Annotated in this window: 22 protein-coding genes; 11 read left to right on the forward strand and 11 right to left on the reverse strand. The window is 70.9% G+C overall.

Annotation, left to right across the window (positions count from 1 at the left end):
- Window positions 1–63 precede the first annotated feature (63 nt).
- The 4 genes from NOO62_RS04215 to NOO62_RS04230 all read right to left on the reverse strand — a co-directional run bounded on the left by NOO62_RS04215 (window position 64) and on the right by NOO62_RS04230 (window position 3,320).
- A complete protein-coding gene (locus NOO62_RS04215; RefSeq protein WP_268769539.1) occupies window positions 64–1,455 on the reverse strand; it encodes a mycothione reductase in 1,392 nt (463 codons plus the stop codon).
- 92 nt (window positions 1,456–1,547) lie between these two features.
- A complete protein-coding gene (locus NOO62_RS04220; RefSeq protein ID WP_268769540.1) occupies window positions 1,548–1,733 on the reverse strand; it encodes a hypothetical protein in 186 nt (61 codons plus the stop codon).
- A gap of 137 nt (window positions 1,734–1,870) precedes the next feature.
- The gene (locus tag NOO62_RS04225; RefSeq protein ID WP_268769541.1) at window positions 1,871–2,665 is read right to left on the reverse strand and encodes a heparin lyase I family protein; all 795 of its coding nucleotides are present in this window, start codon (window positions 2,663–2,665) and stop codon (window positions 1,871–1,873) included.
- Window positions 2,666–2,753: 88 nt separating this feature from the next.
- Complete coding sequence (locus NOO62_RS04230; RefSeq protein WP_268769542.1) at window positions 2,754–3,320, reverse strand: DoxX family protein; 567 nt, start codon at window positions 3,318–3,320, stop codon at window positions 2,754–2,756.
- A 170-nt stretch (window positions 3,321–3,490) separates the two neighbouring features.
- Between NOO62_RS04230 and NOO62_RS04235 the strand changes: the two genes are divergently transcribed.
- The 3 genes from NOO62_RS04235 (at window position 3,491) to NOO62_RS04245 (ending at window position 5,319) form a co-directional block, all read left to right on the forward strand.
- Window positions 3,491–3,637, forward strand: a complete 147-nt coding sequence (locus NOO62_RS04235) for a hypothetical protein (protein WP_268769543.1) — start codon at window positions 3,491–3,493, stop codon at window positions 3,635–3,637.
- An 89-nt stretch (window positions 3,638–3,726) separates the two neighbouring features.
- Window positions 3,727–4,299, forward strand: coding sequence for a dihydrofolate reductase family protein (locus NOO62_RS04240; RefSeq protein ID WP_268769544.1), 573 nt, complete (start codon window positions 3,727–3,729; stop codon window positions 4,297–4,299).
- A gap of 15 nt (window positions 4,300–4,314) precedes the next feature.
- On the forward strand, window positions 4,315–5,319 hold the full coding sequence (locus NOO62_RS04245) for a YdcF family protein (protein WP_268769545.1): 1,005 nt from the start codon (window positions 4,315–4,317) through the stop codon (window positions 5,317–5,319).
- 185 nt (window positions 5,320–5,504) lie between these two features.
- On the opposite strand, the gene NOO62_RS04250 is transcribed toward NOO62_RS04245, so the two are convergent.
- From NOO62_RS04250 to NOO62_RS04260, 3 genes are all read right to left on the reverse strand, one after another.
- Complete coding sequence (locus NOO62_RS04250; protein ID WP_268769546.1) at window positions 5,505–6,575, reverse strand: LacI family DNA-binding transcriptional regulator; 1,071 nt, start codon at window positions 6,573–6,575, stop codon at window positions 5,505–5,507.
- An 85-nt stretch (window positions 6,576–6,660) separates the two neighbouring features.
- Window positions 6,661–8,424: a discoidin domain-containing protein gene (locus NOO62_RS04255; RefSeq protein WP_268769547.1), complete on the reverse strand. Its 1,764-nt coding sequence runs from the start codon at window positions 8,422–8,424 to the stop codon at window positions 6,661–6,663.
- Between the two features lie 64 nt (window positions 8,425–8,488).
- Entirely contained in the window at window positions 8,489–9,580 is a 1,092-nt protein-coding gene (locus tag NOO62_RS04260; protein WP_268769548.1) for a DUF1996 domain-containing protein, read from the reverse strand.
- Window positions 9,581–9,952: 372 nt separating this feature from the next.
- On the opposite strand from NOO62_RS04260, the gene NOO62_RS04265 reads away from it, so the two are divergent.
- Window positions 9,953–11,713, forward strand: coding sequence for a coagulation factor 5/8 type domain-containing protein (locus NOO62_RS04265; protein WP_268769549.1), 1,761 nt, complete (start codon window positions 9,953–9,955; stop codon window positions 11,711–11,713).
- Between the two features lie 16 nt (window positions 11,714–11,729).
- Here NOO62_RS04265 and NOO62_RS04270 read toward each other — a convergent pair whose 3' ends face one another.
- Both NOO62_RS04270 and NOO62_RS04275 read right to left on the reverse strand, forming a co-directional pair.
- Window positions 11,730–12,929 carry a 4-hydroxybenzoate 3-monooxygenase gene (locus tag NOO62_RS04270; protein ID WP_268769550.1) on the reverse strand — a complete coding sequence of 400 codons (1,200 nt, stop codon included), beginning with the start codon at window positions 12,927–12,929 and terminating at the stop codon, window positions 11,730–11,732.
- Window positions 12,930–12,940: 11 nt separating this feature from the next.
- Window positions 12,941–13,489, reverse strand: a complete 549-nt coding sequence (locus NOO62_RS04275; protein ID WP_268769551.1) for an AAA family ATPase — start codon at window positions 13,487–13,489, stop codon at window positions 12,941–12,943.
- A gap of 404 nt (window positions 13,490–13,893) precedes the next feature.
- On the opposite strand from NOO62_RS04275, the gene NOO62_RS04280 reads away from it, so the two are divergent.
- From NOO62_RS04280 to NOO62_RS04310, 7 genes are all read left to right on the forward strand, one after another.
- Entirely contained in the window at window positions 13,894–14,535 is a 642-nt protein-coding gene (locus NOO62_RS04280; protein WP_414930761.1) for a carbonic anhydrase, read from the forward strand.
- A 53-nt stretch (window positions 14,536–14,588) separates the two neighbouring features.
- Window positions 14,589–16,172, forward strand: a complete 1,584-nt coding sequence (locus NOO62_RS04285) for a SulP family inorganic anion transporter (RefSeq protein ID WP_268769552.1) — start codon at window positions 14,589–14,591, stop codon at window positions 16,170–16,172.
- Between the two features lie 119 nt (window positions 16,173–16,291).
- Window positions 16,292–16,465: a hypothetical protein gene (locus NOO62_RS04290; RefSeq protein ID WP_268775972.1), complete on the forward strand. Its 174-nt coding sequence runs from the start codon at window positions 16,292–16,294 to the stop codon at window positions 16,463–16,465.
- A gap of 153 nt (window positions 16,466–16,618) precedes the next feature.
- A complete protein-coding gene (locus NOO62_RS04295) occupies window positions 16,619–17,839 on the forward strand; it encodes a hypothetical protein (RefSeq protein ID WP_268769553.1) in 1,221 nt (406 codons plus the stop codon).
- 50 nt (window positions 17,840–17,889) lie between these two features.
- Complete coding sequence (locus tag NOO62_RS04300; RefSeq protein WP_268769554.1) at window positions 17,890–18,402, forward strand: hypothetical protein; 513 nt, start codon at window positions 17,890–17,892, stop codon at window positions 18,400–18,402.
- A 191-nt stretch (window positions 18,403–18,593) separates the two neighbouring features.
- Window positions 18,594–19,970, forward strand: coding sequence for an aminopeptidase P family protein (locus NOO62_RS04305; RefSeq protein WP_268775463.1), 1,377 nt, complete (start codon window positions 18,594–18,596; stop codon window positions 19,968–19,970).
- A gap of 234 nt (window positions 19,971–20,204) precedes the next feature.
- Window positions 20,205–20,933, forward strand: a complete 729-nt coding sequence (locus tag NOO62_RS04310) for a hypothetical protein (protein WP_268769555.1) — start codon at window positions 20,205–20,207, stop codon at window positions 20,931–20,933.
- Between the two features lie 15 nt (window positions 20,934–20,948).
- Here the strand turns inward: NOO62_RS04310 and NOO62_RS04315 are convergent, their stop codons facing one another.
- Window positions 20,949–22,610: an FAD-dependent oxidoreductase gene (locus NOO62_RS04315; protein WP_268769556.1), complete on the reverse strand. Its 1,662-nt coding sequence runs from the start codon at window positions 22,608–22,610 to the stop codon at window positions 20,949–20,951.
- 40 nt (window positions 22,611–22,650) lie between these two features.
- Window positions 22,651–23,565, reverse strand: coding sequence for an AurF N-oxygenase family protein (locus NOO62_RS04320; RefSeq protein ID WP_268769557.1), 915 nt, complete (start codon window positions 23,563–23,565; stop codon window positions 22,651–22,653).
- Window positions 23,566–23,699: the final 134 nt, after the last annotated feature.

The raw sequence follows: 23,699 nt of genomic DNA on the forward strand, positions 1-23,699 counted from the left end.
GGTGATCACGTGAAAACGGGAGGCCTGTTCGCAGGCCTCCCGTTGATCCGTGCCACGTGCCGCTCACCCGGTGGTGCGGCTCCGCCGTTGCTCTTCCACATCACGCAGGGCGTTTTCGACCACTTCGGTCAGGGCCGGATGGATCCACAGCGGGCGCTCGGCGACGTCGCGCGCCGTCAGCCCGAAGGTCATCGCGAGGACGAGCGGCTGGACGAGGGTGGCGGCCTGCGGTCCGAGCACATGCGCGCCGAGCAGGCGGCCGGACTCCGGATCGGCCAACACCTTGCAGAAGCCCTGGCTTTCCTCCAGCGCCCAGCCGTACGCCACGTCCTCGTACCGTCGCGTGCCGACCACGTACTCCGTCCCCTGCCCGCGGGCCTCCTGCTCGGTGATCCCCACCTGAGCGATCTGGGGCCGCGTGAACACGGCCGCGGGCACCACGTCGTACGACATCGTGCGCGGCTCGTCGGGGTGCAGGAGGTTGTGGGCGACGATCTCGGCCTCGCGGTTGGCCACGTGCTTCAGGGGCGGCCCCGTGATGATGTCGCCGAGCGCCCAGACGCCGTCGGCGCCGGTACGCAGCTGCGCGTCGACCTCGATCATGCCGCTGTCGTCACACGTGATGCCCGCCTTGTCCAGGTCGAGCGTGTCGCTGTTCGGCTCGCGGCCCACGGCGACGAGCAGCGTGTCGGCCTCGATGACCGAGCCGTCATCGAGGGTCAGCCGCAGCCGTCCCGGACTTCCCTCCACGCGGACCAGCTCGCGGCCGAGCCGCAGGTCGTACTGGTCGCGCACGATGTCGGTGAAAGCCGAAGCGACCGACTCGTCCTGCTCGGCGAGGAGCGTGTCCTTCTTCTCGACGACGGTGACGGAGGTGCCCGCCGTGTGGAAGACGTGGGCCAGTTCGGCGGCGATGTAGCCGCCACCGAGGACCACCATCCGCTCGGGCACCCCGTCGAGACGCATCACGGTGTCGGACGTCTCGTAGGGGAGGCCGGAGTCCGCGACCGGGGGCGGGACCACGGGACGGCCGCCCGCCGCGACGACGATCCGGTCCGCGCACAGCGTCGCTGTCCCGTCGGCCGTTTCCACCAGGAGCTCGCGCTCCCCCGTGAACCGGGCGCGCCCCCGGTACACGGTCACGAAGTCCGAGGCGCGGCGGTCCTCCTCGCCGTCCCGCGACACGGAGTCGAGGCGGTCGAAGACGCGCTCCTGCACGGCAGACCAGTCGACGCCGTCCGACCTCGCCCACACGTCGTGCCGGCCCGCTTCCCGTACGCCGTCGGCCACCTCGGCCGTCACGGCGAGCATCTTGCTGGGAATGCAGCCCGCGTTGAGACAGGTGCCACCGAAGGGGCCCTCCGCCACGACGGCGACGTCCAGATGGGAGAAGCGGTCGTCGATCAGCACGTTTCCGGAACCGACGCCGAGGACGAGGAGATCATGATGTCGCATATACGGAGAGTATCCATATATGTTCCCAGTACACCTCCGGAGCCGCGCCCACGTCTACGCCCAGGCGCATCCCGCGCCCGCCTCAGCGCCCGTCACAGGTGCCGCGGCGGGCTGTTGCGGACGGCTGAGCGGCGCGCCCACAGTGCGAGCGCGAGGAGGACGACCCCGGGGACGAAGTACGCCCACGCGTCGGCCGTCCCCGTGGCGGCGCCGACGCCCCAGGCCACCGACCACACGGCGAGCAGGACGCACAGGGCGCCCCAGGCCAGGGTCCGCATGCGCTGCCGCGCTTCGAGTCTCTGTGGAGTACCGCGCTCCATCTCGCCCATTGCGAACGAGCCACTGTGCCCATCACGTGTCGTCATACTCCGCCGGATGCCCCCAAGTCCGCGGGTGAACCCGCCGTGCGCGAGGGTCAGTCGACGTCGGCCCGGGACTCCCCCATCGCCAGGCCGTCGATCCAGTTGATGGCCGCCGTACTCCCGTCGGTGCCCCAATAGGTGCCCCAGCGCGGCTTGTTGCCGAGGTCGTCCCAGGTACGGGCGCCGGAACGGGAAGCGATCTCCTTGCCGTCCATGTACACCGAAAGCTTCCCCGAACCGCCGGAACTCGTGGTGATGCCGAGCTGGACGGAGTGCCAGGCCCCGGCCGACCAGGGGGCGGAGCCGATGGATATCCACTCCTCGCCGGGGGCGACGTACCAGACCTTCAGCCTGCCGTCCTCGACCTTCATGATCACGGGGTAGTTCTGGCTGTGCTGGTCGTTGGTGCCGTTGGACTTCCACTGGAAGACGGTCTGCGCCTCCCCCGTCTTCGTCATCGAGTCCCACCCGAACCAGTACGTGCGCCCGTCACGGAAGGCGTACTCACCACGGCCGGTCCGCACGTTGTGCGCCTCGCAGCGCGGCACGCCGACAGGCTTGTTGAACTTGAAGAAGTCACCGCGGGCCGTACCCCAGTTGTCGACCGTGACGCTGCCCGGCGCGTCGCACAGGGTGGTCCCGAAGACGCCGAGCCCGTGGGAGGCGTCACCGTCCCACAGCACGCTCTTGGCACGTGTGCCCCGCTCGGCGCTCTTGGCCTGCTCGGTGGGCCTGCCGCCGTCGTGCGCCGTGACGTCGGCTCCGCGCGGCGCGGAAACGACCCACGCCAGAACTCCGGCCACGACGAGGCCGCCCGCTGAGGTCAGTGTCTTCGCGGTCCGGTTCACGGCGTGCTCCTGCGAGGTGGGGGGTGGGGCGGCCACGAGGGTGCCACTGCCCCCACCACCACAGCAAGCGCTTGCGCAACAGGGAATCTCAGAACTGGCGGGCGACAGCGTTCCGCGCGCTCCCGGTCAGCGAGCGGAACGTCCCCGCCGCGTCCCCCGCCACGCCGCTCAGCGCCTTCGTGGCGTCACGGCGGGTGCGGCGGGCCGCCCGGCGGCCGGTCACGGCGGCGGTGCGGGTGCGGTAGGCGACGGACGGCTTGCCGTGCGTGTCGGCCGCCGCTATCAGCAGGCCGCCGAGCAGCGAGAGGTTCTTGGTGAACTGCGTGCGCTGGGCGGCCCGTTGCTCCGGGTCCTTCTCCTTCCACCACGCGTGCCCCGCCAAGGTCGTCGGCACCAGCGTGCCGGCGAGCGCGAGGGCCGCGACGCGCGGGACGCGGCCGGTCGCCAGCATCAGGCCGGCGCCGAGCTGCACCGCTCCGTTGATGCGGACGAGCCGCTCGGGGTCCTCCGTGAGCCAGGGGATCCGGGAGGCCACGGGCGCGACCACGGGCTCGGCGGCGGGGACCGCGCGCTGGGGGTCCCGGAGGGTCTGCAGCCCGCCCGTGACGAAGACGGAGGCGAGCATCGGGCGTGCGCATTTCCTGAGAACAGCCATGTTCTTCGGCTGCCCGAATTGCGCGCGGTCAGTCGCGGTCACCGGTAGCCGTCGGTCCGCCCGCATCAGGCGGGCCGCTCCGGGTACGGGAACAGCAACCGCACACCGACCGACCGCTCATCCGCCGCGACGGCGGGACGCACCGGGCGGCACGAACCAGGGAGGACCCCATGGCCGGACTGCTCTCGCGCATCAGGACCTACAGCCGCACCCCGCAGGGACGGCGCAACATCGCGTCGGCGCGCCGTGCCGCCGCCGACCCGCGCAAGCGCGCGCAGGCCCGCTCGCTCCTCTCGCGGCTGCGGGGACGCCGCTGAACCGGCGGCCGGACCACCGATGAGTTCCCGCGTGTGCGGCAGTCTTCAGCGATAGTTGCCGCACACCCAAGCCCTACGGGAGAACTCAGATGCGTACCTTGATCAGCACCGCCTTCGTCTCGCTCGACGGCGTCGTGGAGGCTCCGGGCGGCGAACCCGGTTACCGGAACTCCGGATGGACGTTCAAGGACATCGACTTCCTCCCGGAGGCGTACGAGATCAAGGGCCGGGAACAGCAGGAGGCCGCCGCGCTGATGCTGGGCCGGGTCAGCTACGAGGCGTTCAGCCCCGTCTGGCCCGGCATGGAGGACTTCGCACAGTACAAGGTGATGCCGAAGTACGTCGTCTCCACGACCCTCGGCGAAGGCGACCTCGTCGACAACTGGGGCGAGACCACGATCCTGCGCTCGCTCGACGACGTCGCCGCGCTGAAGAAGACCGACGGCGGCCCGGTCATCGTCCACGGCAGCGCCTCCCTCAACCGGAGCCTGTCGGACGCCGGTCTGATCGACCGCTACCACCTGCTCGTCTTCCCGCTCCTCCTCGGCGCGGGCAAGCGCCTGTTCAGCGCCACGGACAAGGACACCCAGAAGCTGCGGCTCGTCGAGCACGAGGCCTACGCCAACGGCCTGCAGAAGAACGTGTTCGACGTCCTGCACTGACCGTAATCTGTGCGGATGTTGCTCTACGCCCCGGCGGCCCTGCTCTTCCTCGTCTTCTGTTGGCGGATGGTGCGCGAGCGCCGCCGGTTCGGCAACGCAGTGCTCCTCGGCCTCGCCGCGCTCTGCGCACTCGCGGCCTGGATGTACCGGCTGATCTCGTCCGGCTCGACGACCGGGCTCGTCATCGCCGCCACGCTGCTCGCCCTCGGGGCGGTGGGCATCCTCGTACTCGTGGGCCTGCTCTTCCTCAACGGGCTGCAGATGGTGCGCAAGGAGGGCAGGAGCCCCGCCAACCTGCTGTCCCTGATGGGCGCGGTGTGCGTCATCGGCGTCGTGGCCCTGGTGGTCACGGCGGCGGTGCTGCGGACGCCGGTGCTGATCGGCGTGGGCACGGCGGCGCTCGGTCTCGCCTCCTACCTCTCGTTCCTGTTCCTGAGCTTCGTCGTGTACGCGTTTCTTTACGGCCGCATGCGTATCCGCCGCAAGGCCGACTACGTGGTCGTCCTCGGCTCCGGCCTCATCGGCGGGTCGACGGTGCCGCCGCTCCTCGCCAGCCGTCTTGAGCGGGCCCGGGAGGTGCACGCGCAGCTCAGCAAGCGCGGCGGCGCACCGGTGCTCATCGCCTCCGGCGGGCAGGGCCCGGACGAGGACCTGCCGGAATCGCACGCGATGGCGGACTACCTGGTGGAGCGGGGCTTCCCCGCGAACCTGATCGAGCGGGAGGACCGGTCGACGACGACGGAGGAGAACCTGCGCTTCAGCAAGGCGATCATGGAGAAGACCGGCGCCGACTACCGGTGCGTCGTCGTCACCAACAACTACCACGCCTTCCGCGCCGCGCTCATGGCCCGCCGGGCGGACGTCAGGGGGCAGGTGGTCGGCTCGACCACGGCGGCGTACTTCTGGCCCAACGCGACGATCCGCGAGTTCGTGGCCGTCCTCGTCGCCTACAAGCGGACCAACATCGCCGTGTGCCTGCTGTTCGTCCTGGGCGGCGTCGTGGCGTGGGCGGCCCGCTGAGCATTCCACGGGACGGAACGCATGAACGGCCGCGGCCCTGTCCCACGAAGGCCGCGGCCGCTCAGCTCGGAGGTGGAGCCGCCCACTGACCGGTCAGCGGCTCCGGCAGGATGTCACCCCTGCACTCATCGCGTGCCCACGCCTCGGGCGAGTACACACGTTCGCCCCCATCCGAATCCTCCGCATCACGTCGAGTCCCGCACCACCAGCTCCGGCTCGAAGATCAGGGACGTCGGTTCCGTCCGGACGCCGTGCACGTGCTCGTGCAGCAGCCGCGCCATCGCCGCCGCCATCTCCTCCACCGGCTGGCGGACGGTGGTGAGCGGCGGGCGGCAGGTCAGCGCCACGCTGGAGTCGTCGAAGCCGACCACCGCCACCTCCTGCGGCACCTCGCCACCTCTCTCGCGCAGCAGCTCGCAGACGCCCTGCGCCATGAGGTCGTTGGCCACGAACACGCCGTCCAGGCCGGGGTGCTCGGCCAGCAGTTCCGCCATCGCCGCGGCGCCGCTCTCCCGGGTGAAAGCCCCCTCGGCGATCGGCACGTACGCCGTTCCCGCCCGTTCCAGCGCCTCCCGGAAACCGGCGAGCCGCTCCTGTCCGGCCGGCAGGTCCAGGGGCCCCGTGACCGTGGCGAGCCGCCGTCGGCCGCGCGCGAGGAGGTGTTCCGCGGCGAGCCGTCCGCCCTCGCGGTGCGCCAGGTCGACGTAGCTGATCGGGACGGGCAGCGCGGGACGCGCGAAGCACACGGCGGGCAGTCCCTCGGCGACGAGCTGCGCCGGGAGCGGGTCCTCCGCGTGCGTGGAGACGACCAGCGCTCCGTCGGCGCTGCCCTGCCGCAGGAACTCCGTCACCTGTTTCCTGGCCGCCGCGCTCTCGGCGACCATCAGGACCGGGTGCATGGACCGCGGCCGCAGGAAGCCGACCACGCCGCTGATCACGCGGCCGAAGAACGGGTCGGCGAACACCCGGGCCGCGAAGGCGTTCCGCACGCCGTCGCCGGGACGGCTGTCGTCCCGTTCGCTTTCGCTCTCCTCGCCCGCGCCCGAGATGACGAGGGCGATGGTCTCCGTGCGGCGGGTGACCAGGGAGCGTGCCGCCCGGTTGGGCGCGTACCCGGTGCGCTCGATCGCCTCGCGCACCACGTCACGGATGGCCGGGTCGACGTTGCGCACTCCGTTGATCACCCGTGACACCGTGGCACGGGAGACCCCCGCCTCCCGTGCCACGTCCTCGAGCGTCAGCGACTGTCTCTCCATGCGTGCACTCTAACTTCCCTGCACAGCACGGTGATAGAGCGCTCTCCCATCATGGTTCGCCTCTCATGGTCCGGTGGGTCAGGGGTCACTGGTGGATGCCGAACTCGTAGAGCGAGTAGCCCCAGCCCGTGCCGCGCGCGGTGCCGTGGACCCGTACGTAGCGGCCCGTGCCGTCGACGTCGAAGTCGTCGATGCCGCCGTTGCCGTCCTTCATCTCGTGGACGGTCCGCCAGTTCTGTCCGTCGTCGGAGGTCTGGATCGTGTAGGCCTTCGCGTACGACGTCTCCCAGTTGAGCTGGACGTGCCGGAACGAACGGCGGGAGCCGAGGTCGACCTGCAGCCACTGGGGGTCGCTCCAGTCGCTGGCCCAGCGGGTCGTGGCCTTGCCGTCGACGGCGCCCGCCGCGGTGCAGGGGCAGTCACCGCCGCCAGCCTGCTGGGAGGACGCCTTCGCGGCCTTGCCGAGGGCGATGTTCGTGCCGTCGACCGGCGGGGCCACCACGCGCACCGAGCGCGTCTCGACGCCCACGTTGCCCTTGCCGTCGGTGACCTTGACGTAGATCTTCCACACGCCCGTCCGGTCGGGTGCGGTTACCTTCAGGCGGCCGTTCCCCTCGTTCGTGTGGCGCAGGGGCGTCAGGTTCTTGTCCTTGTCGATGTACATGCTGTTGGCGAGGACCTCGTAGCTCAGCGCGTCCCCGTCGGGGTCGGTCGCCTGCGTGGTGAGGGTGAGCGCGCGGCCCGCGGGGACCTTGCCCGCGTCGCCCTCGACGTTCATCGCGGAGATGACGGGCGCGGTGTTGTCCCGGGCGGTGTCCGCGCCGTACGCCTTCTTCACGGCGGTGTACGCGAGCCGCTTCTGGCCCGCGGGCAGCAGGTTGAACCAGATGCCTCCGAAGTCGTACTCGGTTCCGTAGTGGAACATCGTGGCGCCCAGCGCGACACCCTTGTGGCCGGTGACGCAGTTCCAGGCCTTGGTGTACCCCTCGGCCTTGGCGCGGTCGGTGGGCTCCTGCGGCACCCCGTTGGCGTCGTCGGGCACCTCCCACTCCCCCGCGGGCCCGGTCTCGGTGACGATGTACGGCTTGGTGTAACCGCCCTGTTCCCACGTGGACTTGATGTCGCAGACCGCGTTGTAGGAGTTCACGGCGTACAGGTCGAGGTCGGGGGCGTTCCTCTTGTAGTAGGGCCAGGCGCCGGTCCACGCGTCGGTCGAGGTGACGGGATGGTCGGGGTCGACGGCGTGGATCTTCTTGGTGACGTCGTTGACGAAGGTGGTGTAGGCGTCGCGCTGGCGTTCCAGCTCGGCGCCGGTGTAGCAGTTCTGCAGCCCGAGCACGGACTCGTTGCCCACGTTCCACATCAGGACGCCCGGGTGGTCCTTGTAGGTCTGCACCCACTTGGGGAACTCTTCGAGCATCTGGCTCTTGTACGCCGTGTCGGTCAGGTAGTTGACGCAGCCGCCGCTACCGGGGCCGCCGCCGGGCTGGAGCCAGAAGCCCGCGATGACCTTGACGCCGTGGGCGGCGGCCGAGTCGAACAGCGGCTTGCTGGAGGCGTCGGTGCCCCAGGTGCGGATGGTGTTGACACCCATGGACGTGAGGTCGGGCATGTACTTGTCGGCGTCGGCGACGCTCGGCCCCCAGGTCAGGCCCTTGACCTGGTAGGGGGAGCCGTTCACCGTCAACTGCCAGTTCCCCTGCGATCCGGTCACCTTGACCACGCTGCCCGCGGCACCCGCCTGCTGGGCGGGCAGCGCGAGGGCACCGGAGGCGAGCAGGGCGACGGTGAGCGGTACGGCGATGCGCCGCCGTCTCGTCGGTGGGCGGGGTGTGCGGACTCTGGGCATGCGGGGTCTCCTGTGGGGGTGGGTTGGGGTGGGGTGCGCGGGGAGGTGGGGCGTGGGGCGCCGGTCAGGGCAGTTCGTAGTTCTCGTCGAGCGCCGCGCCCGCCTCGGGGTGCGTCTCGTCGTATCCGCGGGCGTTGCACTGCAGCCCGCCGACGACGCAGTGGTCGACCAGTGCCTTGAGCGTCGCGGGGTCCCAGGCGTTGAAGAAGTCGTAGTGGAACGAGTGACCCGTGCCGCTCGCCAGCTTCACCTGTGAGAGGTCGCCGTTGACGGGGAACGCCATCTTGAACTCGATCATCGGCACCGCCACCGGGTGGGACGCGGGACAGATGTTGTCGTTCGTCCCCGCCTTCACCTTCGGGTACGACATGTGGCTCTGGTGGTCCGGCGTGTCGAGGTTCTTGCCGTCCCAGCAACTCGGCGCCTGGAAGCGGATGTTGAGCTGGGTGTCCGCCGACGTCGGGCAGTTCTTGGGGATGTCGACGTTGAAGTAGCTCTCACCGCACTCCCAGCCCTCCACGAAACCGGGGTGGCGGCGGAATTCGTCGGCGCTCTGCGTCGGACTGCCGACGACGTAGCGCAGCCCCTCCGGGAACGGGCGCACGCTGGTGTAGTCGGTGACGCCCGCCTTGTAGTAGATGACCTGCGGGCCCACCGGAAGCACGGGCTGCCCGGCCTTGAGGAGGGTGGGCATCCAGTACGCCGACTTGTCGCCGGGCGCCTTGCACGCGGTGTTCCCGCGCTTCAGGGAGTCCGTGGTGCTGTGGGCGTCCGTCGTCGTGTTGCCCATGAAGGTGTGGTCGTGGGACTTGCCCGGCTGGCCGGGGTAGACGATCGGGTCGTCGGGCCTGGTGTGCGTCACCGAGCAGTTGGCCTGGAACTCGTGGAAGTAGCGGTGGGGCGGCGCCTTCACTGCCGGTTTCGCGCCGGTGACCTGCGACTTCGCCGGGATGGTGCCGTCGCCGTCGCGGTCCTCCGCGGCGGCGACGGTGGACGGCGCCATCGTGTGCCCCTGGTGGTGGTGCGTCGAGGGCATCGGGTGCGCAGAGGGCGGGGCGGAGTCGGCGCCCGCCGCCATGCCGCCCACGCCCAGCGACGTCACCAGGAGCGCGCCGGACATCAGTAACCCTGAGATGATCTTCGATCTCCGTGCCATGGAGACCTCCTGCCGAGTCAGCCGGATCGGTTGGGTTGCCCGTGGGTTGGGTTGCCAGTGGGTTGTGTCGGATCGGGAGAGCGCTCTCCCGATCCGGAGTGTTGCGGCCCCGGCGCGAGCGTGTCAATAGAAAGTGAACGCTTCCGAGCCACCCCCGCATCAGGGCGCCGTCCGCCCCTCGCGAGAGCCGATCCGCGCCTCTCCCGCCCGCCAACAGGCTCTGTGCAGGGCCTTCTTGATGTGACATCAGGGGAACCACCGGTAACTACAGCGCAACCCCTTGACGCGCCCCTCACGCGGATGAACTATTCCCGGTCAAGAGAGCGCTCCCCCGGCTCCCGATCGTTCACTTCCTGAAACAGGAGAGCCCCCATGCCAACTTCCCCCACACGCCGCGCGGTTCTGGGCGCCATCGCCGCGTCGGCCGCCACCGCGGGCCTCGCCACCACCGCCTCCCCCGCCGCGGCGCGGACCCCGGCCGCCCGTCTGCCGGGCGGCGGCGACCTCGGGCCCAACGTGATCGTCTTCTCGCCCTCCACGTCCGGCATCCAGGCCAAGCTGGACCAGATCTTCAAGCAGCAGGAGAGCGCGCAGTTCGGCACCGGGCGCTACGCGCTGCTGTTCAAGCCGGGCACGTACAACGGGCTCAACGCCCAACTCGGGTTCTACACCTCGATAGCGGGCCTCGGTCTGTCCCCCGACGACACGTCGATCAACGGTGACGTGACGGTCGACGCCGGCTGGTTCAACGGCAACGCCACGCAAAACTTCTGGCGCTCCGCGGAGAACCTCGCGCTCACGCCCGTCAACGGCACCAACCGGTGGGCCGTGGCGCAGGCGGCGCCCTTCCGCCGCATGCACATCAGAGGCGGACTCAACCTCGCGCCCAACGGCTACGGCTGGGCCAGCGGCGGCTACATCGCGGACAGCAGGATCGACGGCAGTGTCGGCCCGTACTCGCAGCAGCAGTGGTACACCCGCGACAGTTCCGTGGGCGGCTGGGTCAACGCCGTGTGGAACATGGTGTTCTCCGGCGTCCAGGGCGCGCCGGGCCAGAGCTTCCCGAACCCCCCGTACACCACGCTCGACACCACGCCCATCTCGCGCGAGAAGCCCTTCCTGTACCTGAACGGCACGGAGTACCGGGTCTTCCTGCCGGAGAAGCGGACCAACGCGCGCGGCACGACGTGGGGGAACGGGACTCCCCGCGGTACGTCACTGCCGCTGAGCCAGTTCTACGTCGCGAAGCCCGGCACCAGCGCCGCCACGATGAACGCGGCCCTCGCCCAGGGCCTGCATCTGCTCCTGACACCCGGCATTTACCACATCGACCGCGCCGTCGAGGTGAACCGCGCCAACACCGTCGTACTCGGCCTCGGCTACGCCACGCTCGTGCCCGACGGCGGCGCCGCCGCGATGAAGGTCGCCGACGTGGACGGGGTGCGGCTCGCCGGTTTCCTCATCGACGCCGGTCCGGTCAACTCACCCGTGCTGCTCGAGGTGGGGCCGCGGGGCTCCGCCAGGGACCACTCGGCCAACCCGATCACCGTGCAGGACGTCTTCATCAGGATCGGCGGCGCGGGCCCCGGCAAGGCCACGCTCAGCATGGAGGTCAACAGCCGCCACACGATCATCGACCACACCTGGGTGTGGCGTGCCGACCACGGCGCCGGGGTGGGCTGGGAGACCAACCGCGCGGACTACGGGGTGCACGTCCGCGGTGACGACGTCCTCGCGACCGGTCTGTTCGTGGAGCACTTCAACAAGTACGACGTGGAATGGTCGGGACAGCGGGGGCGCACGATCTTCTTCCAGAACGAGAAGGCGTACGACGCGCCCAACCAGGCGTCGGTCCAGGACGGGAACGTGAAGGGCTTCGCCGCCTACAAGGTCGCGAGCTCGGTGACGTCCCACGAGGGCTGGGGCCTCGGCAGCTACTGCAACTACACCTCGGATCCCTCGATCCGCCAGGACCACGGGTTCGCCGCCCCGCGGACGCCGGGCGTCAGATTCCACCACCTCCTGGTCGTGTCGCTCGGAGGCATGGGCCAGTACGAGCACGTCATCAACGACACCGGTTCCGCCACGTCGGGCAGTTCCACGGTGCCGTCGACGGTGGTCTCCTACCCGTGACGACCTCCGGTCGTCCTCACCGGGAGGGCAGGGCTCCGCACCCGGTGTAGGCCTCGGCGAGGTACGTGGATCCGGCGGCGGAGCCCGTCACGGCCGCCAGTTCGGCGAGCTGGCGGCGCGTGTCGAAGTCGGTGGCGTCGGGCAGCCCGTGCAGCATCGACGTCATCCAGTGGGAGAAGTGCTGGGCCCGCCAGACGCGGCGCAGCGCCCGGGGCCCGTACGTGTCGAGGGCGGCGCGGTCGGCCGTGCGGACGGCGCTCTCCACCGCTTCGGCGAGCACGCGCACGTCCGCCAGCGCGAGGTTGAGCCCTTTGGCGCCGGTGGGCGGGACGGTGTGGGCGGCGTCCCCGGCCAGCAGCATGTTGCCGTACCGCATCGGATCGCACACCAGGCTCCGGAACCTGAGCACCGAGCGGTCCGTGACGGGTCCCTCCTTGAGGGAAAAGCCGTCCGGTCCGGCCACTCTGGCCTGCAGCTCCGTCCAGATCCGGTCCTCGGACCAGTCCGCCGGGTCCTCGTCGGGACCGCATTGGAAGTACATGCGCTGCACGGTGTCGGTGCGTCGGCTGATGAGCGCGAAGCCACGCTCGGAGTGGGTGTAGACGAGTTCGGCGGCGCTGGGCGGCGCCTCGACGAGGATGCCGAACCAGGCGAACGGGTGCGCGCGGAAGTAGTGCGTACGGGCCGCCTCGGGCGCCGCGGTCCGGCACACGCCGTGCGCCCCGTCGGCGCCGACCAGGATGTCGCACCGCACTTCGCAGGGTCGCCCCACGGCGTCGTCGAACAGGATGCCGGGGTGCTCGGCCGTGAGGTCGACGACCCGCGTTCCCGTGATGCCGAAGCGGAGGTCCGCGCCGTCGCGTGCGCGGGCGTCGGCGAGGTCGGTGAACACGTCGGTCTGGGGATAGAGCCACACGCTTTCCCCGACGAGTCCCTGGAAGTCGATGCGGTGGCCCATGCCCTCGAAGCGCAGCTCGATGCCGTCGTGCCGCTCCCCCTCGCGCAGCACGCGGTCGGAGACTCCGGTGTCGGTCAGCAGCCGGACGCTGTCCGCCTCCAGGATGCCCGCCCGGCTGGTGCCCTCGATCTGTGCCCGGGTGCGGTGGTCGACCACGACGGATTCGATGCCCGCGCGGGCAAGGAGGTGGGAGAGCATGAGCCCTGCCGGGCCCGCGCCGACGATGCCGACCGTGGTGCGCGTGAGGTCCCGGGGCACGGCCCGTCCCTTCAGTTCGCCAGGATGGCGTCGACCGTCTCGTCCAGGGTCAGCCCGGAGCTGTCGAACCACTCGCCCTCGCCGCGGAGTTCGCCGCGCACCGCCTCGTCCAGGAACGTCCAGTCGTCGGCGAGGACCTTGTCCCGCGCGGTGAGCCGCCGGGTGACGACGTCGATGGACGGGGCCAGCACGATCAGGCGCAGCGGCAGGTCCTTCAGGTGCTCCCGGTAGAACTCCAGGTGCGCGCGGCGCACGACCACGTCGTCGATGACCGGGACGACACCCGCGGCGTGGAAGCTGCGGGCGAGGACCGCCGCGTTGCGTGCGCGCAGGAGCAGTTGGCGGTCCGCTTCGAGGTCTTCCTCCGGCTTCGGGAGGTGGTTGCCCGAGACGATCAGGTCCTGGAGGTGGTCGCCCTCGATGTGCGCGCCGAGGGGGTACCTGCGGGCGAGCGCGTCCGACACGGAGCTCTTTCCCGACCCCGGAATGCCGACGACGAGGAACACGTGCGGCGCGGGCTCCGTGTCGACGATCTGCCCCTGGAACGAGGTGTCCGGCATGCTCTCCCACTCTCCGATCATTCAGGTTCACGGCTCGGTTGGACGGCGTCAGCCAGCCTATGCGCGGCGGCCGGACCGATCACCCCCTTTCGGTGCGACTGCAACGCAGCGCGAACAGAAGTGCTTCACACCGCCCACACATTCTCCACCGCGATCTTTACCCAACGGTTGATTACTGGACCAATTCCCAGCTCAGGGGCGTTAATTACTCAATCTTTGGCAGAATTTTGCCCTGTCACCTCACGGTAATGCGATGGCAAAGTGATGGTCACGACGGCCGTCCAGGCTGTTCCGGGGCGGCAGGCGCCCACCGTCACAGCGGGCCAGTGCCGCCCCGCCCGTCACCATCGACCCGACCACACCGCGTCCCCGGCCCGCCGGAGCGACGCAGGAGGCAGGCCACCTTGAAGTCACTGATCGACAACGCCCGTTCGTTCGCCACGACACACGTGGCGGATCCCCACAACGCAGCGGCCTTCCGGGCTCTCGAAGCCGGACAGTCACCCGAAGCCCTGTTCATCACCTGCTCCGACTCGCGCGTCGTCCCGGCCCTGATCACCGGGGCCCGGCCGGGCGAGCTCTTCGAACTCCGTACGGCGGGCAATGTCGTCCCGCCCTACCCCGAGGCCGGCATCGACGGCCGCGCCGCAGGCCCCATGAGTGAGGCCGCCACCATCGAGTACGCGGTGTGCGTACTCGGCGTCCGCGACATCGTCGTCTGCGGACACTCCCACTGCGGCGCCGTCGGCGCGCTCGTGCGGCGCGAAGACCTGTCGGCCGTACCGGCCGTTCGCGACTGGCTCGAGCACTCCGTCGGCCCCGACGCCACCCTGCGTTCACTGGCGGCGACCTCGCCCGACGTGGCGGAGGCCGTCCAGACCCACGTACTGGCGCAGGTGGAGAGGCTCCACGCGTACCCCTGTGTGCGCGAGCGCATCGCCGACAACTCCCTGACACTGCACGCCTGGTACTACGAAGTGCACACGGGCACCGTCAGCACACACCGGCCGTCGGACACCGGCCGGCCCTCGTTCAGTCCGCTGTGAGCACCGCCGTTCCTCGCTGACCGGCCCGCTCCCACGACAGGACCCCCACCCTCATGCCCTCCTCTCCCCCTTCCCTCTCCTCCTCCCTGCGTTCGCCCTTCGGCGCCCTGCGCGAACCGGGCGTGCTGCGGCGGGACATCCTCGCCTCGCTCGTCGTCTTCCTCGTCGCCCTGCCGCTGTGCGTCGGCGTGGCGGTCGCCTCCGGCGTACCTGCCGAACTCGGCCTGGTCACCGGCATCGTCGGCGGCCTCGTCGTCGGCTGTCTGCCGGGCAGCGCCCTCCAGGTGAGCGGCCCGGCCGCCGGTCTCACCGTGCTCGTCTTCGAAGCCGTGCGCGAGTTCGGGCTGAGCATGCTCGGCGCGATCGTGCTGCTCACCGGCGCGCTCCAGATCGGCCTCGGCCTGCTCCGCTGCGGCCGGTGGTTCCGTGCGATATCGGTCTCCGTCGTCCAGGGCATGCTGGCCGGCATCGGCCTCGTGCTGATCTTCGGCCAGCTCTACACCATGGCCGGGGCCAAGCAGCCCCTCTCCGGCATGGACAAGATCACCGGTCTGCCGGGGCTGCTCGCCGACACGGTCGGGGACACCACGGCGCTGACCGCCGCGGCCGTCGGACTCGGCACGATCGCCGTCCTCGTGCTGTGGCCGAAGCTGCCCCCCGCGGCTCGTGTGGTACCCGCCCCGCTGGCCGCCGTGGCCCTCGCCACGGCCGTCACCGCCGGATTCGACCTCGACGTGGCGAACGTGTCGGTGCGCGGCATGGTCGACGCCATCCAGCCGCCCGGCTTCGGCGACTTCGCGGAGCTCGGCAGCGTTGCGGTGCTCGGCACCGTCCTCGCGTTCACACTGATCGCGTCGGCCGAGTCGCTGTTCAGCGCGGCCGCGGTGGACCGCATGCACGACGGTCCCCGCACGCACTACGACAAGGAGCTCGTCGCCCAGGGCGTCGGCAACACGGTGTGCGGCATGCTCGGCGCGCTGCCGATGACCGCGGTGATCGTCCGCAGCTCCGCCAACGTACAGGCCGGGGCGCGCACCCCGCTCTCGCGGATCCTGCACGGCGCGTGGCTGCTGCTGTTCGCGGTGCTCCTGCCTGCCGCGCTCGGCATCATCCCCCTCGCGGCGCTCGCCGGCGTCCTGGTGCACGCGGGCTGCAAGCTGATCCCCGTCAAGGACATCGTGCCGCTCGCCCGCGCCCACCGCGGCGAGGCCGTCGTCCTCTCCGTCACGGCGATCGCCATCGTGGTCACCAACATGTTCGAGGGCGTCATCCTCGGCCTGGTGCTCGCGGTGGCCAAGTCCGCCTGGGACACCTCCCATGTCCACCTGGACGTACGGGAGCTCACCGACGGGCGGATGGTGGTGACCATCACCGGCAACGCCACGTTCCTGCGGCTCCCCCGCATCCTGGAGACCCTGGAGGCCATGCCGCAGGACCGCCCCATCGAGCTGGACCTGACGGCCGTGCGCCATCTGGACCACGCCTGCCGCACGACGCTGGAGAACTGGGCGCTGCGGCACAACGACAGCGGCACGGAAGCCGTCCGGATGAAGACGCTTCCGGTGGCCGAGGCCACGGACAAGACTGCGGCCAAGGCCGAGGTCCAGGCCGAGGACAAGGCCAAGGCGAAGGCCTGAGAGCCCTCTCCCGCCACCTGCCGCTCACTGTTTCCCCCTGCTCCGGGAGCCGGGTCCCGCACATGCGGTCCGGCCCCCGGTGTCCCACCCATCCCCTCGGCACGCCGTGCCGAACAGCCATGGAGGTTTTCACCGTGGAACAGCTCATCAAGCGCATGACGCAGGAGTCCGTCTGGCAGAAGTGGGTCGCGGTCAACTCGGCCCAGGGCGCGGGCGCGAAGGAAGGCTGCATCAGCGCGACGCCGAAGAGCGGCTGCATCAGCGCCACCGGCAAGACCGGCTGCATCTCCTAGTCGCGCCGAACCGGCGGGCGGTGGCGGTGACGACGGCGGCGCGAGCCGCGGTCACCGCCCCCGCCCCGCCGGCCATCCCGCCGCACCGGCCGCACCCTCCACCCCGTCCGGCCCACCCCGTCCGGCCCCATCCCGCCCAGCACCGGAGCCCCTTTGAACCGCCTGCCGAGCGCCGACGTCCTGGACAAGGTCCGGGACATCCCCCTGTACCGCGCGTCCGTCGAGCGCGGCGACTTCCCTGTCCTGGAGAAGCCGGAGATCGCCCGGGACTTCCCCGCCAACTGGATGACCCCCGAACTGGAGCGGGCCCTGGAGACGGGCGACGCCGAGTTCGTGCTGTCCACCGGGACCAACCACGCCCGTATGCAGCTCATCCGGCCGCCGTACTTCCTGCTCCGCTCCTACTACCGCCTGTGGAGCGAGCACCCCGAACTCGGCGCCCTCTGGCACGCGGAGGCACGGCGGATCTCGCTGACCACCGTCCTCGCCACCGAGCACGTCGCCCGCGTCAACGCCCGCAAGCCGGGCGCGACGCCCGGTGAACGCTGGCTGGACCACCGCACGCTGTACCTCAACCGGCAGCTGCACCCCGCCGGTTGGGACCGTGCCGAGGTCGAGCGGATGCTCGCCGAGATCCGCGAGGTGAGCGCCGCGCACCCCACGGGCGCGTACCTCCTGGACTGCTCGAGCTACCACCTGGCGCACCTGGCCCGGAAGGTCACCGAGTGGGACCTGTGGGACCGTTTCCCGCGCCCGGCCGGGATCATCCACGCCTACGAGTACACGCCGCTGAACGTACGGGCGTATCTGCGCACCCACTTCGACTGCCCCATCGTCGACCTCTTCGGCAGTACGGAACTCGGCTACCTCTTCTACAGCGAGGGCGAAGGGCGCTACCGCCCCTACCTCCACGACATGAGCGTGGAGCTGATTCCGGTGGAGCCGGGCAGCGGCATCCACAGCCTGATCGTCACCAGCGTCCGCAACCCGTACATGCCGCTGGTCCGCTACCGCTCCGGCGACTGCGTCCGCACCGCCGACGGCAGCGCGGACCCGGAGCGGATCGTCTCCTTCTGCGGCCGTGAGAAGGAGCTGCTCGCCACGCCCGAGGGCCCCGTGGCCCAGGCCGACCTGGACACCCGGGTCACCGCGGCCTCGCCCCGCGTCTTCCTGCATCAGCTGCACCTCACCGGCGAGGGCCGGAGCGAGCTGTGGTGCACGACGTTCGACGGGAAGCCGTTCACACCCGACGAGGCCGCCGAACTGGCCACATCCGTCGCGGCGTTGACCGGGCGCTCCTGCCACGTGGAGCACCGTGACCACGTGCCGATCGGGCGCTCCGGCAAGTACGCCTGGCTGGCCGCGCCGAAGTGACCGCCTCAATGACCGCGGCCGCGCCGCCGACCCACCGGACCGGAGCCCTCATGCAGACTTCCGTATCGCACGCCCCCACCGCCGAAGAGCTGCTCGGCGCCGACCTGCACGCCGAGGTCGTACGGCACTTCGCCGCGAAGCCCGACGCCCCGGAGCCCGCGTACGTCACCCACCAGGTCCGCGAATGCCTCCGCTACCTGTACCTGGTCTCCCGCCACCCCGACCGCCTCGCCGGTCTCTTCCTCCCCGTCGAGCAGGACATCGACGAGATCTGGCACTACCTGATCCTGCAGACCCGGGAGTACCGGGAACTGTGCGAACAGCGGTTGCCCGGAGGCCACTTCATCCACCACCGGAGCGTGTCGTACGACGCCTACCAGCAGGAGCCGGGGCGCGAGACGGCGGCGGAGGAGGCGCTGCGCTGGATTCCCCTCTACACCGCCGCGTTCGGTCCGTACGACGAGGACGCCCTGCCGCACTGGACGGTCGTGCGGTTCCTCCACGAGGTGCTCGAACTGTCCCTGACGGAGATCGCGGCGCTGGCGCACAGCACGGAAGGCTGAAGACCGGACACACCGACTGGTGCCGGACGCTCCAACTGGTGTCAGCTGCGCAGCATTTGATGCCGCACGACGGATTCCCGACGGGCCGTGCCATAGTAATGTGACATTTTACTGACCGGCCTCCGCGCCGCCGTCCGTCCGCCTGCCCGTCCGTGCGTCGTCCCCAGGGAGTCCTCGTGACCGTATCCGGCATGCCGCAGTCCGCCGCCCCGCTCCACACCGGCAGCCACGACCTGCCCGCCTCCGCCGAGCTCTCCCGCTTCATGGCGGAGGCCTGGGGCCCGTCCGCCCTGCCCGACTCCGACCGGGTGCCCGCGCACGCCGTCACCCCGGCCCGCCGGGCGCGGCTGTCCGCCCGCTTCCCCGGAGAACGGCTGATCGTGCCCGCGGGCGAGCTCACGGTCCGGTCGAACGACTGCGACCACCGCTTCCGGCCGCACAGCGCGTACGCCTGGCTGACCGGCCTGACCGGTGAGGACCAGGCCGGCGGCGTGCTGGTCATGGAGCCTTCGGGGCCGCACGGGCACGAGGCGGTGCTCCATCTGCGGCCGCGTTCACCGCGTGTCGACGGCGACGAGGAGTTCTACCGGGACCGGCGCTACGGCGAGTTCTGGGTGGGCCGCCGCCCCGACCTCGCCGAGGCGGAACGGCTCACCGGCATCCGCTGCGCCCACCTGGACTCCCTGGGGACACCGACGGGCCGCGACGCCGCCTCCGATCCCGAACTGGCCGCCGCGCTCTCCGAGTTGCGGCTCGTCAAGGACGCCTGGGAGGTCGAGCAGTTGCAGCTGGCCGTCGACCACACCACCGCCGGGTTCGAGGACGTGGTCCGTGCGCTGCCGCGCGCGCTCACGCATCCGCGCGGGGAGCGCTGGATCGAGGGGGTGTTCGGCCTGCGCGCCCGCGCCGAGGGCAACGGCACCGGCTACGAGACCATCGCGGCCTCCGGAGCCCATGCCTGCGTGCTCCACTGGATCCGCAACGACGGACGCCTCGACCGTGACGAGCTGCTGCTCCTGGACGCGGGCGTGGAGACCGACACGCTCTACACCGCCGACATCACCCGCACCCTGCCGCTCTCCGGCCGCTTCTCCCCCGTCCAGCGCCAGGTGTACGAGCTGGTGCTCGCCGCGCAGGACGCGGGGATGGCGGCGCTGCGTCCCGGTGCGCGCTTCCGGGACTTCCACCGGGCCGCCATGCGGGTCGTCGCGGAGGGCCTTGCCGAGTGGGGCGTCCTCAAGGACGCGCGGGGCGACCTGCACCGCCGCTACACCCTGTGCGGCAGCGGCCACATGCTCGGGCTCGATGTGCACGACTGCGCCAAGGCACGCGCCGAAACCTATCTGGACGGTGTCCTGGAGGAGGGCCAGGTCCTCACCGTGGAGCCCGGTCTCTACCTCCAGCCCGACGACGGGACACTCCCCGCCGAGCTGCGCGGCATCGGCGTCCGGATCGAGGACGACCTGGTCGTGACGGCGGAGGGCGCCCGCCTGATGTCGGGCGCGCTGCCGCGCACGGTCGAGGGCGTCGAGGAGTGGATGGGCACACTGCTCGACGCCCGCGTCTGAGCCCCGCACGGCGGCACAACCGCGCGTTTCTCTTCCGCCCGGTCCATGGGGTACAGTCGATCATGTGCTCGACGCCGGAACAACGGCGCAGGGCCCGCGCGTTGGTGGTCCAAGGAAAGGCGCCCCACTTCCTGTGGGGAGATGCAGGTGCAAGGCCTGCCCAGCGCTCGCGAAAGAAGGCCCCGGCCTCCGTCACGGAGGCCGGGGCCTTCTCGCGTAGGCGACACTGTGACCATGTTCGTCGACCGCCTTCCGCCCCCGCACACCTACGGCCGCCTCCGCGTCGAGCGCCACGATCTGTCCCCCGCCCACTGGCTCGGGCAACGCCCCTCGGCCGCCGACGGGTTCGGGACGGTGGCAGCCGTGTGCGCCCCCGGCTTCGCGGCATACGCGCGGATCCTGCACCCCGCCCGGCTCGGCACCGCACCGGTGCGATGGGACCGGGCCGCCGCCTCGTACGGCGCGACGGTCGGTGCGGCGACGCGCTGGCACGAGCTGATCGGCGCCGAGGACCGCCTCCTCTACCGCAACGACGACACCCCCGCCGTCCCCGGCGTCTGGGACGAGCACCCGCACGAAGGGCCGACGCCGGGCGACGTGGCCCGGACCATGATCCCCGTCCTGGCGCGGCACACCGGGACTCCCGACCGCTGTTGGTACGGACTGTGGGCCGGTTACGGGCACATCGAATGGGACGGCGTGCCCGTCTTCGACACGCCGGGCCGCGAGGAGATCCTGCTCTCCGGCCCCCTCGACGACGCCGACTCGCCCGCGCCCGGCTTCATCGACGGCGTGCCCGAACTCCCCGACCTGTGGTGGCCCGAGGACCGCGCCTGGTGCGTGGGCGGTGACGTCGGCCTCGTCAGCACGTACGTCGGAGGCTCCGCGCGGTGTGTCGCCGAACTCCTCGCGACCCCGGGGCTCGAGGCCTACGAGGTCGACGGGACGTCCGCAGTGGACTGAGCCCGCGCGTGCCGGTCAGCGCAGGATGCCCGCCCTGCCCGACCGTGCCGTGGAGACGAGTTCGGCGACCGTGGCGATCTTGACGCGGGGGCGGCCCGCGCTCGCGCCCCTGGTCACCTCGGCCCGCTCGATGGCGGCGAGTCCGCGCGCGTCGACCACCTGGCGGTTGCGGCGGCGCGCCAGCCGGTGGAAGGCCTTCGTGGCGTGTTGCGGGGCGGGCAGCGCGCCCGCGACCGCGTCGGCGAGGAGGGTGGTGACCGTTTCTGCGGCGCAGGTGCGGTTGGCGCCGATGCCGCCGCTGGGGCCGCGCTTGATCCAGCCCACGACGTAGGTGCCGGGGCGTCCCTCCACCCGGCCGCCCTCGTGGGGCACGGTGCCGCCGGTCTCGTCGAAGGGCAGTCCGGCGACGGGCGTGCCGCGGTAGCCGATGGCGCGCAGGAGCAGGCCCGCCGGGATCGGCTCCTCCCCCGCGGCCGTCGCCACACGCACCGCGTCGACCCGTTCCGTGCCGAGGAGTTCGACGGGTTCGCAGTGGAAGCGCAGCACGATGCGGCGGCCGGGCTCCGGCTGTCGTTCCCAGTCGGGCCGTACGCGCGTGACGCCCCGCAGGGCCGCCGCCTTGTCCCTCGCGTCCGCGGCGTCGATGGCGTCCGCGACGCGCGGGTCGTGGTCGTCGACGACCAGGTCCACGCCCGGCAGGTGCTTGAGTGCCAGGAGTTCGGACCTGGTGTACGCGGCGTGCTCGGGGCCGCGCCGGGCGAGCAGGACGACCTCGCGGACCTTGCTGCCGCGCAGGGCGCGCAGCGCGTGGTCGGCGATGTCGGTGCGGGCGAGGGTGTCGGGGTCGGCGAGCAGGATGCGGGCGACGTCCAGGGCCACGTTGCCGTTGCCGACGACGACGGCACGCTCCGCCGACAGGTCGATGCCGTCCGGCTCCGCGTCGGGGTGGGCGTTGTACCAGGCGACGAACGCGGTCGCGGAGATGCTGCCGGGCAGCTCCTCGCCGGGGATCGAAAGGCGCCGGTCGGCCGAGGCGCCCACGGCGTAGACGACCGCGTCGTGGTGGGCCGCGATCTCCTCCGGGGTGACGTCGGTGCCCACGTCGAGGCCGAGGTGCATCCGTACCCGCGGGTGCGCGTGGAAGCGGGCGAAGGTCTCGCCGACCTTCTTGGTCGCGGGGTGGTCGGGCGCGACGCCGTAGCGCACGAGTCCGCCCGCGACCGGGAGCCGGTCGATGAGGGTGACCTCGGCGCTGGTGTGCAGCAGCAGGTCCTGCACGGCGTACATCCCGGCGGGACCGGTGCCGACGACGGCGACCTTCAGCGGCGCGAAGTCCGCGGGCAGGACGCGGGGGAAGGACGGCTCGCCCCAGGCATGGAAGTTGGGACTGCCGGGGCCGGGATCGGGTGCGGCGTCCGCCGTCGCGTCGTCGTAGTAGGCCGCGTTGATCGCGGCGTACTCCTTCTGCGCGAGGGGCAGGGTGTCCACCGGGAAGATCGCGTCGACGGGGCACGCGTCGGCGCAGGCGCCGCAGGAGATGCACGTCTTCGGGTCGATGTGCAGCATCTCCGTGCTGCCGAACGCCCGCTCCTCCGGCGTGGGGTGGATGCAGTTGACCGGGCACACGGCCACGCAGGTGGCGTCGTTGCAACAGGTCTGGGTGATGGCGTAGGTCATGTTCGTCGGCTCAGCTCGGGTCGGATCGGCTCGGGACGCCTCAGATGAGGTGGGCGCGCTTGTAGAAGACCAGGGCCGGCTTGGTGAGCAGGCCGCACGACGCGAGGAACTCCATGAGGCCCGAACAGCTGGACCGCATCATGGACTTGTGGTGTTCGTTGGCCTTCGCCTCGGCGATGGCGCGCTCCTCGTCGAGCCCGGCGTTCGCGTACACCTTGCGGTTCACCATGCTGGTGACGATGACGTACGACGCGATGGCGATGATGAGGGAGTTGATCTCGCGGCGTACGCGGCCCGCGCCCGCGAGCTGCTTGCGCGTCTGGTCGCGGGCGAACTTCATGTGCCGCGACTCCTCGACGACATGAATGTTGTTGATGGTGCGGACGAACGGCACGACGCGCTCGTCCCGCATCCAGTCGCGCTGCATCACGTCGAGGACTTCCTCGGCGACGAGGATCGCGGCGTACGCGGCCTCACCGAAGGCGACGGACTTGAAGACCCTGCCGAGTTCGGTCGCCCAGCGGCGCGGCCGGTAGGCGGGGGCGCCGAGCTTCTCGGCGCCGCGGGCGAACATGATGGAGTGGCGGCACTCCTCGGCGATCTCGGTGAGCGCCCACTGCACCTCGGTGCTCGTCGGGTCCTTGGCGTAGACGTCGCGCAGCACCATCTGCTGCAGGATCATCTCGAACCAGATGCCCGTGCTGGCCACCGAGGCGGCCTCCTGCCGGGTCAGCTCCTTGCGCTGCCCCTCGGTCATCTCCCGCCAGTAGGCGGTGCCGTAGAGCGTGCTCCACTCCGGGCTGGCGCCGTGGCAGTCGCGGTCGAGGGGGGTGTCCCAGTCGACTTCGACGGCCGGGTCGTACGCCAGCACAGCGGCCGAGTCCAACAGCCGCCGGGCGACGTCGCCCTCCGGAGAACTGCCCTGTGTGCTCGGCCGAACAGTGCTGCTTGCCATGCTGCGGCTCCTTGGCTCGGTGACGCGTCGACTCCGACGACGTCCAGGCAGCGGGCACGGCGCCTCGTCACACGGCAGGCCGCGACCCCGTTGTTAGACAGAACGTATAACAACGGGGTCGGGTACGCCTACCC

This window comes from Streptomyces sp. Je 1-369 (assembly GCF_026810505.1).
In the GTDB taxonomy this organism is placed as follows: domain Bacteria; phylum Actinomycetota; class Actinomycetes; order Streptomycetales; family Streptomycetaceae; genus Streptomyces.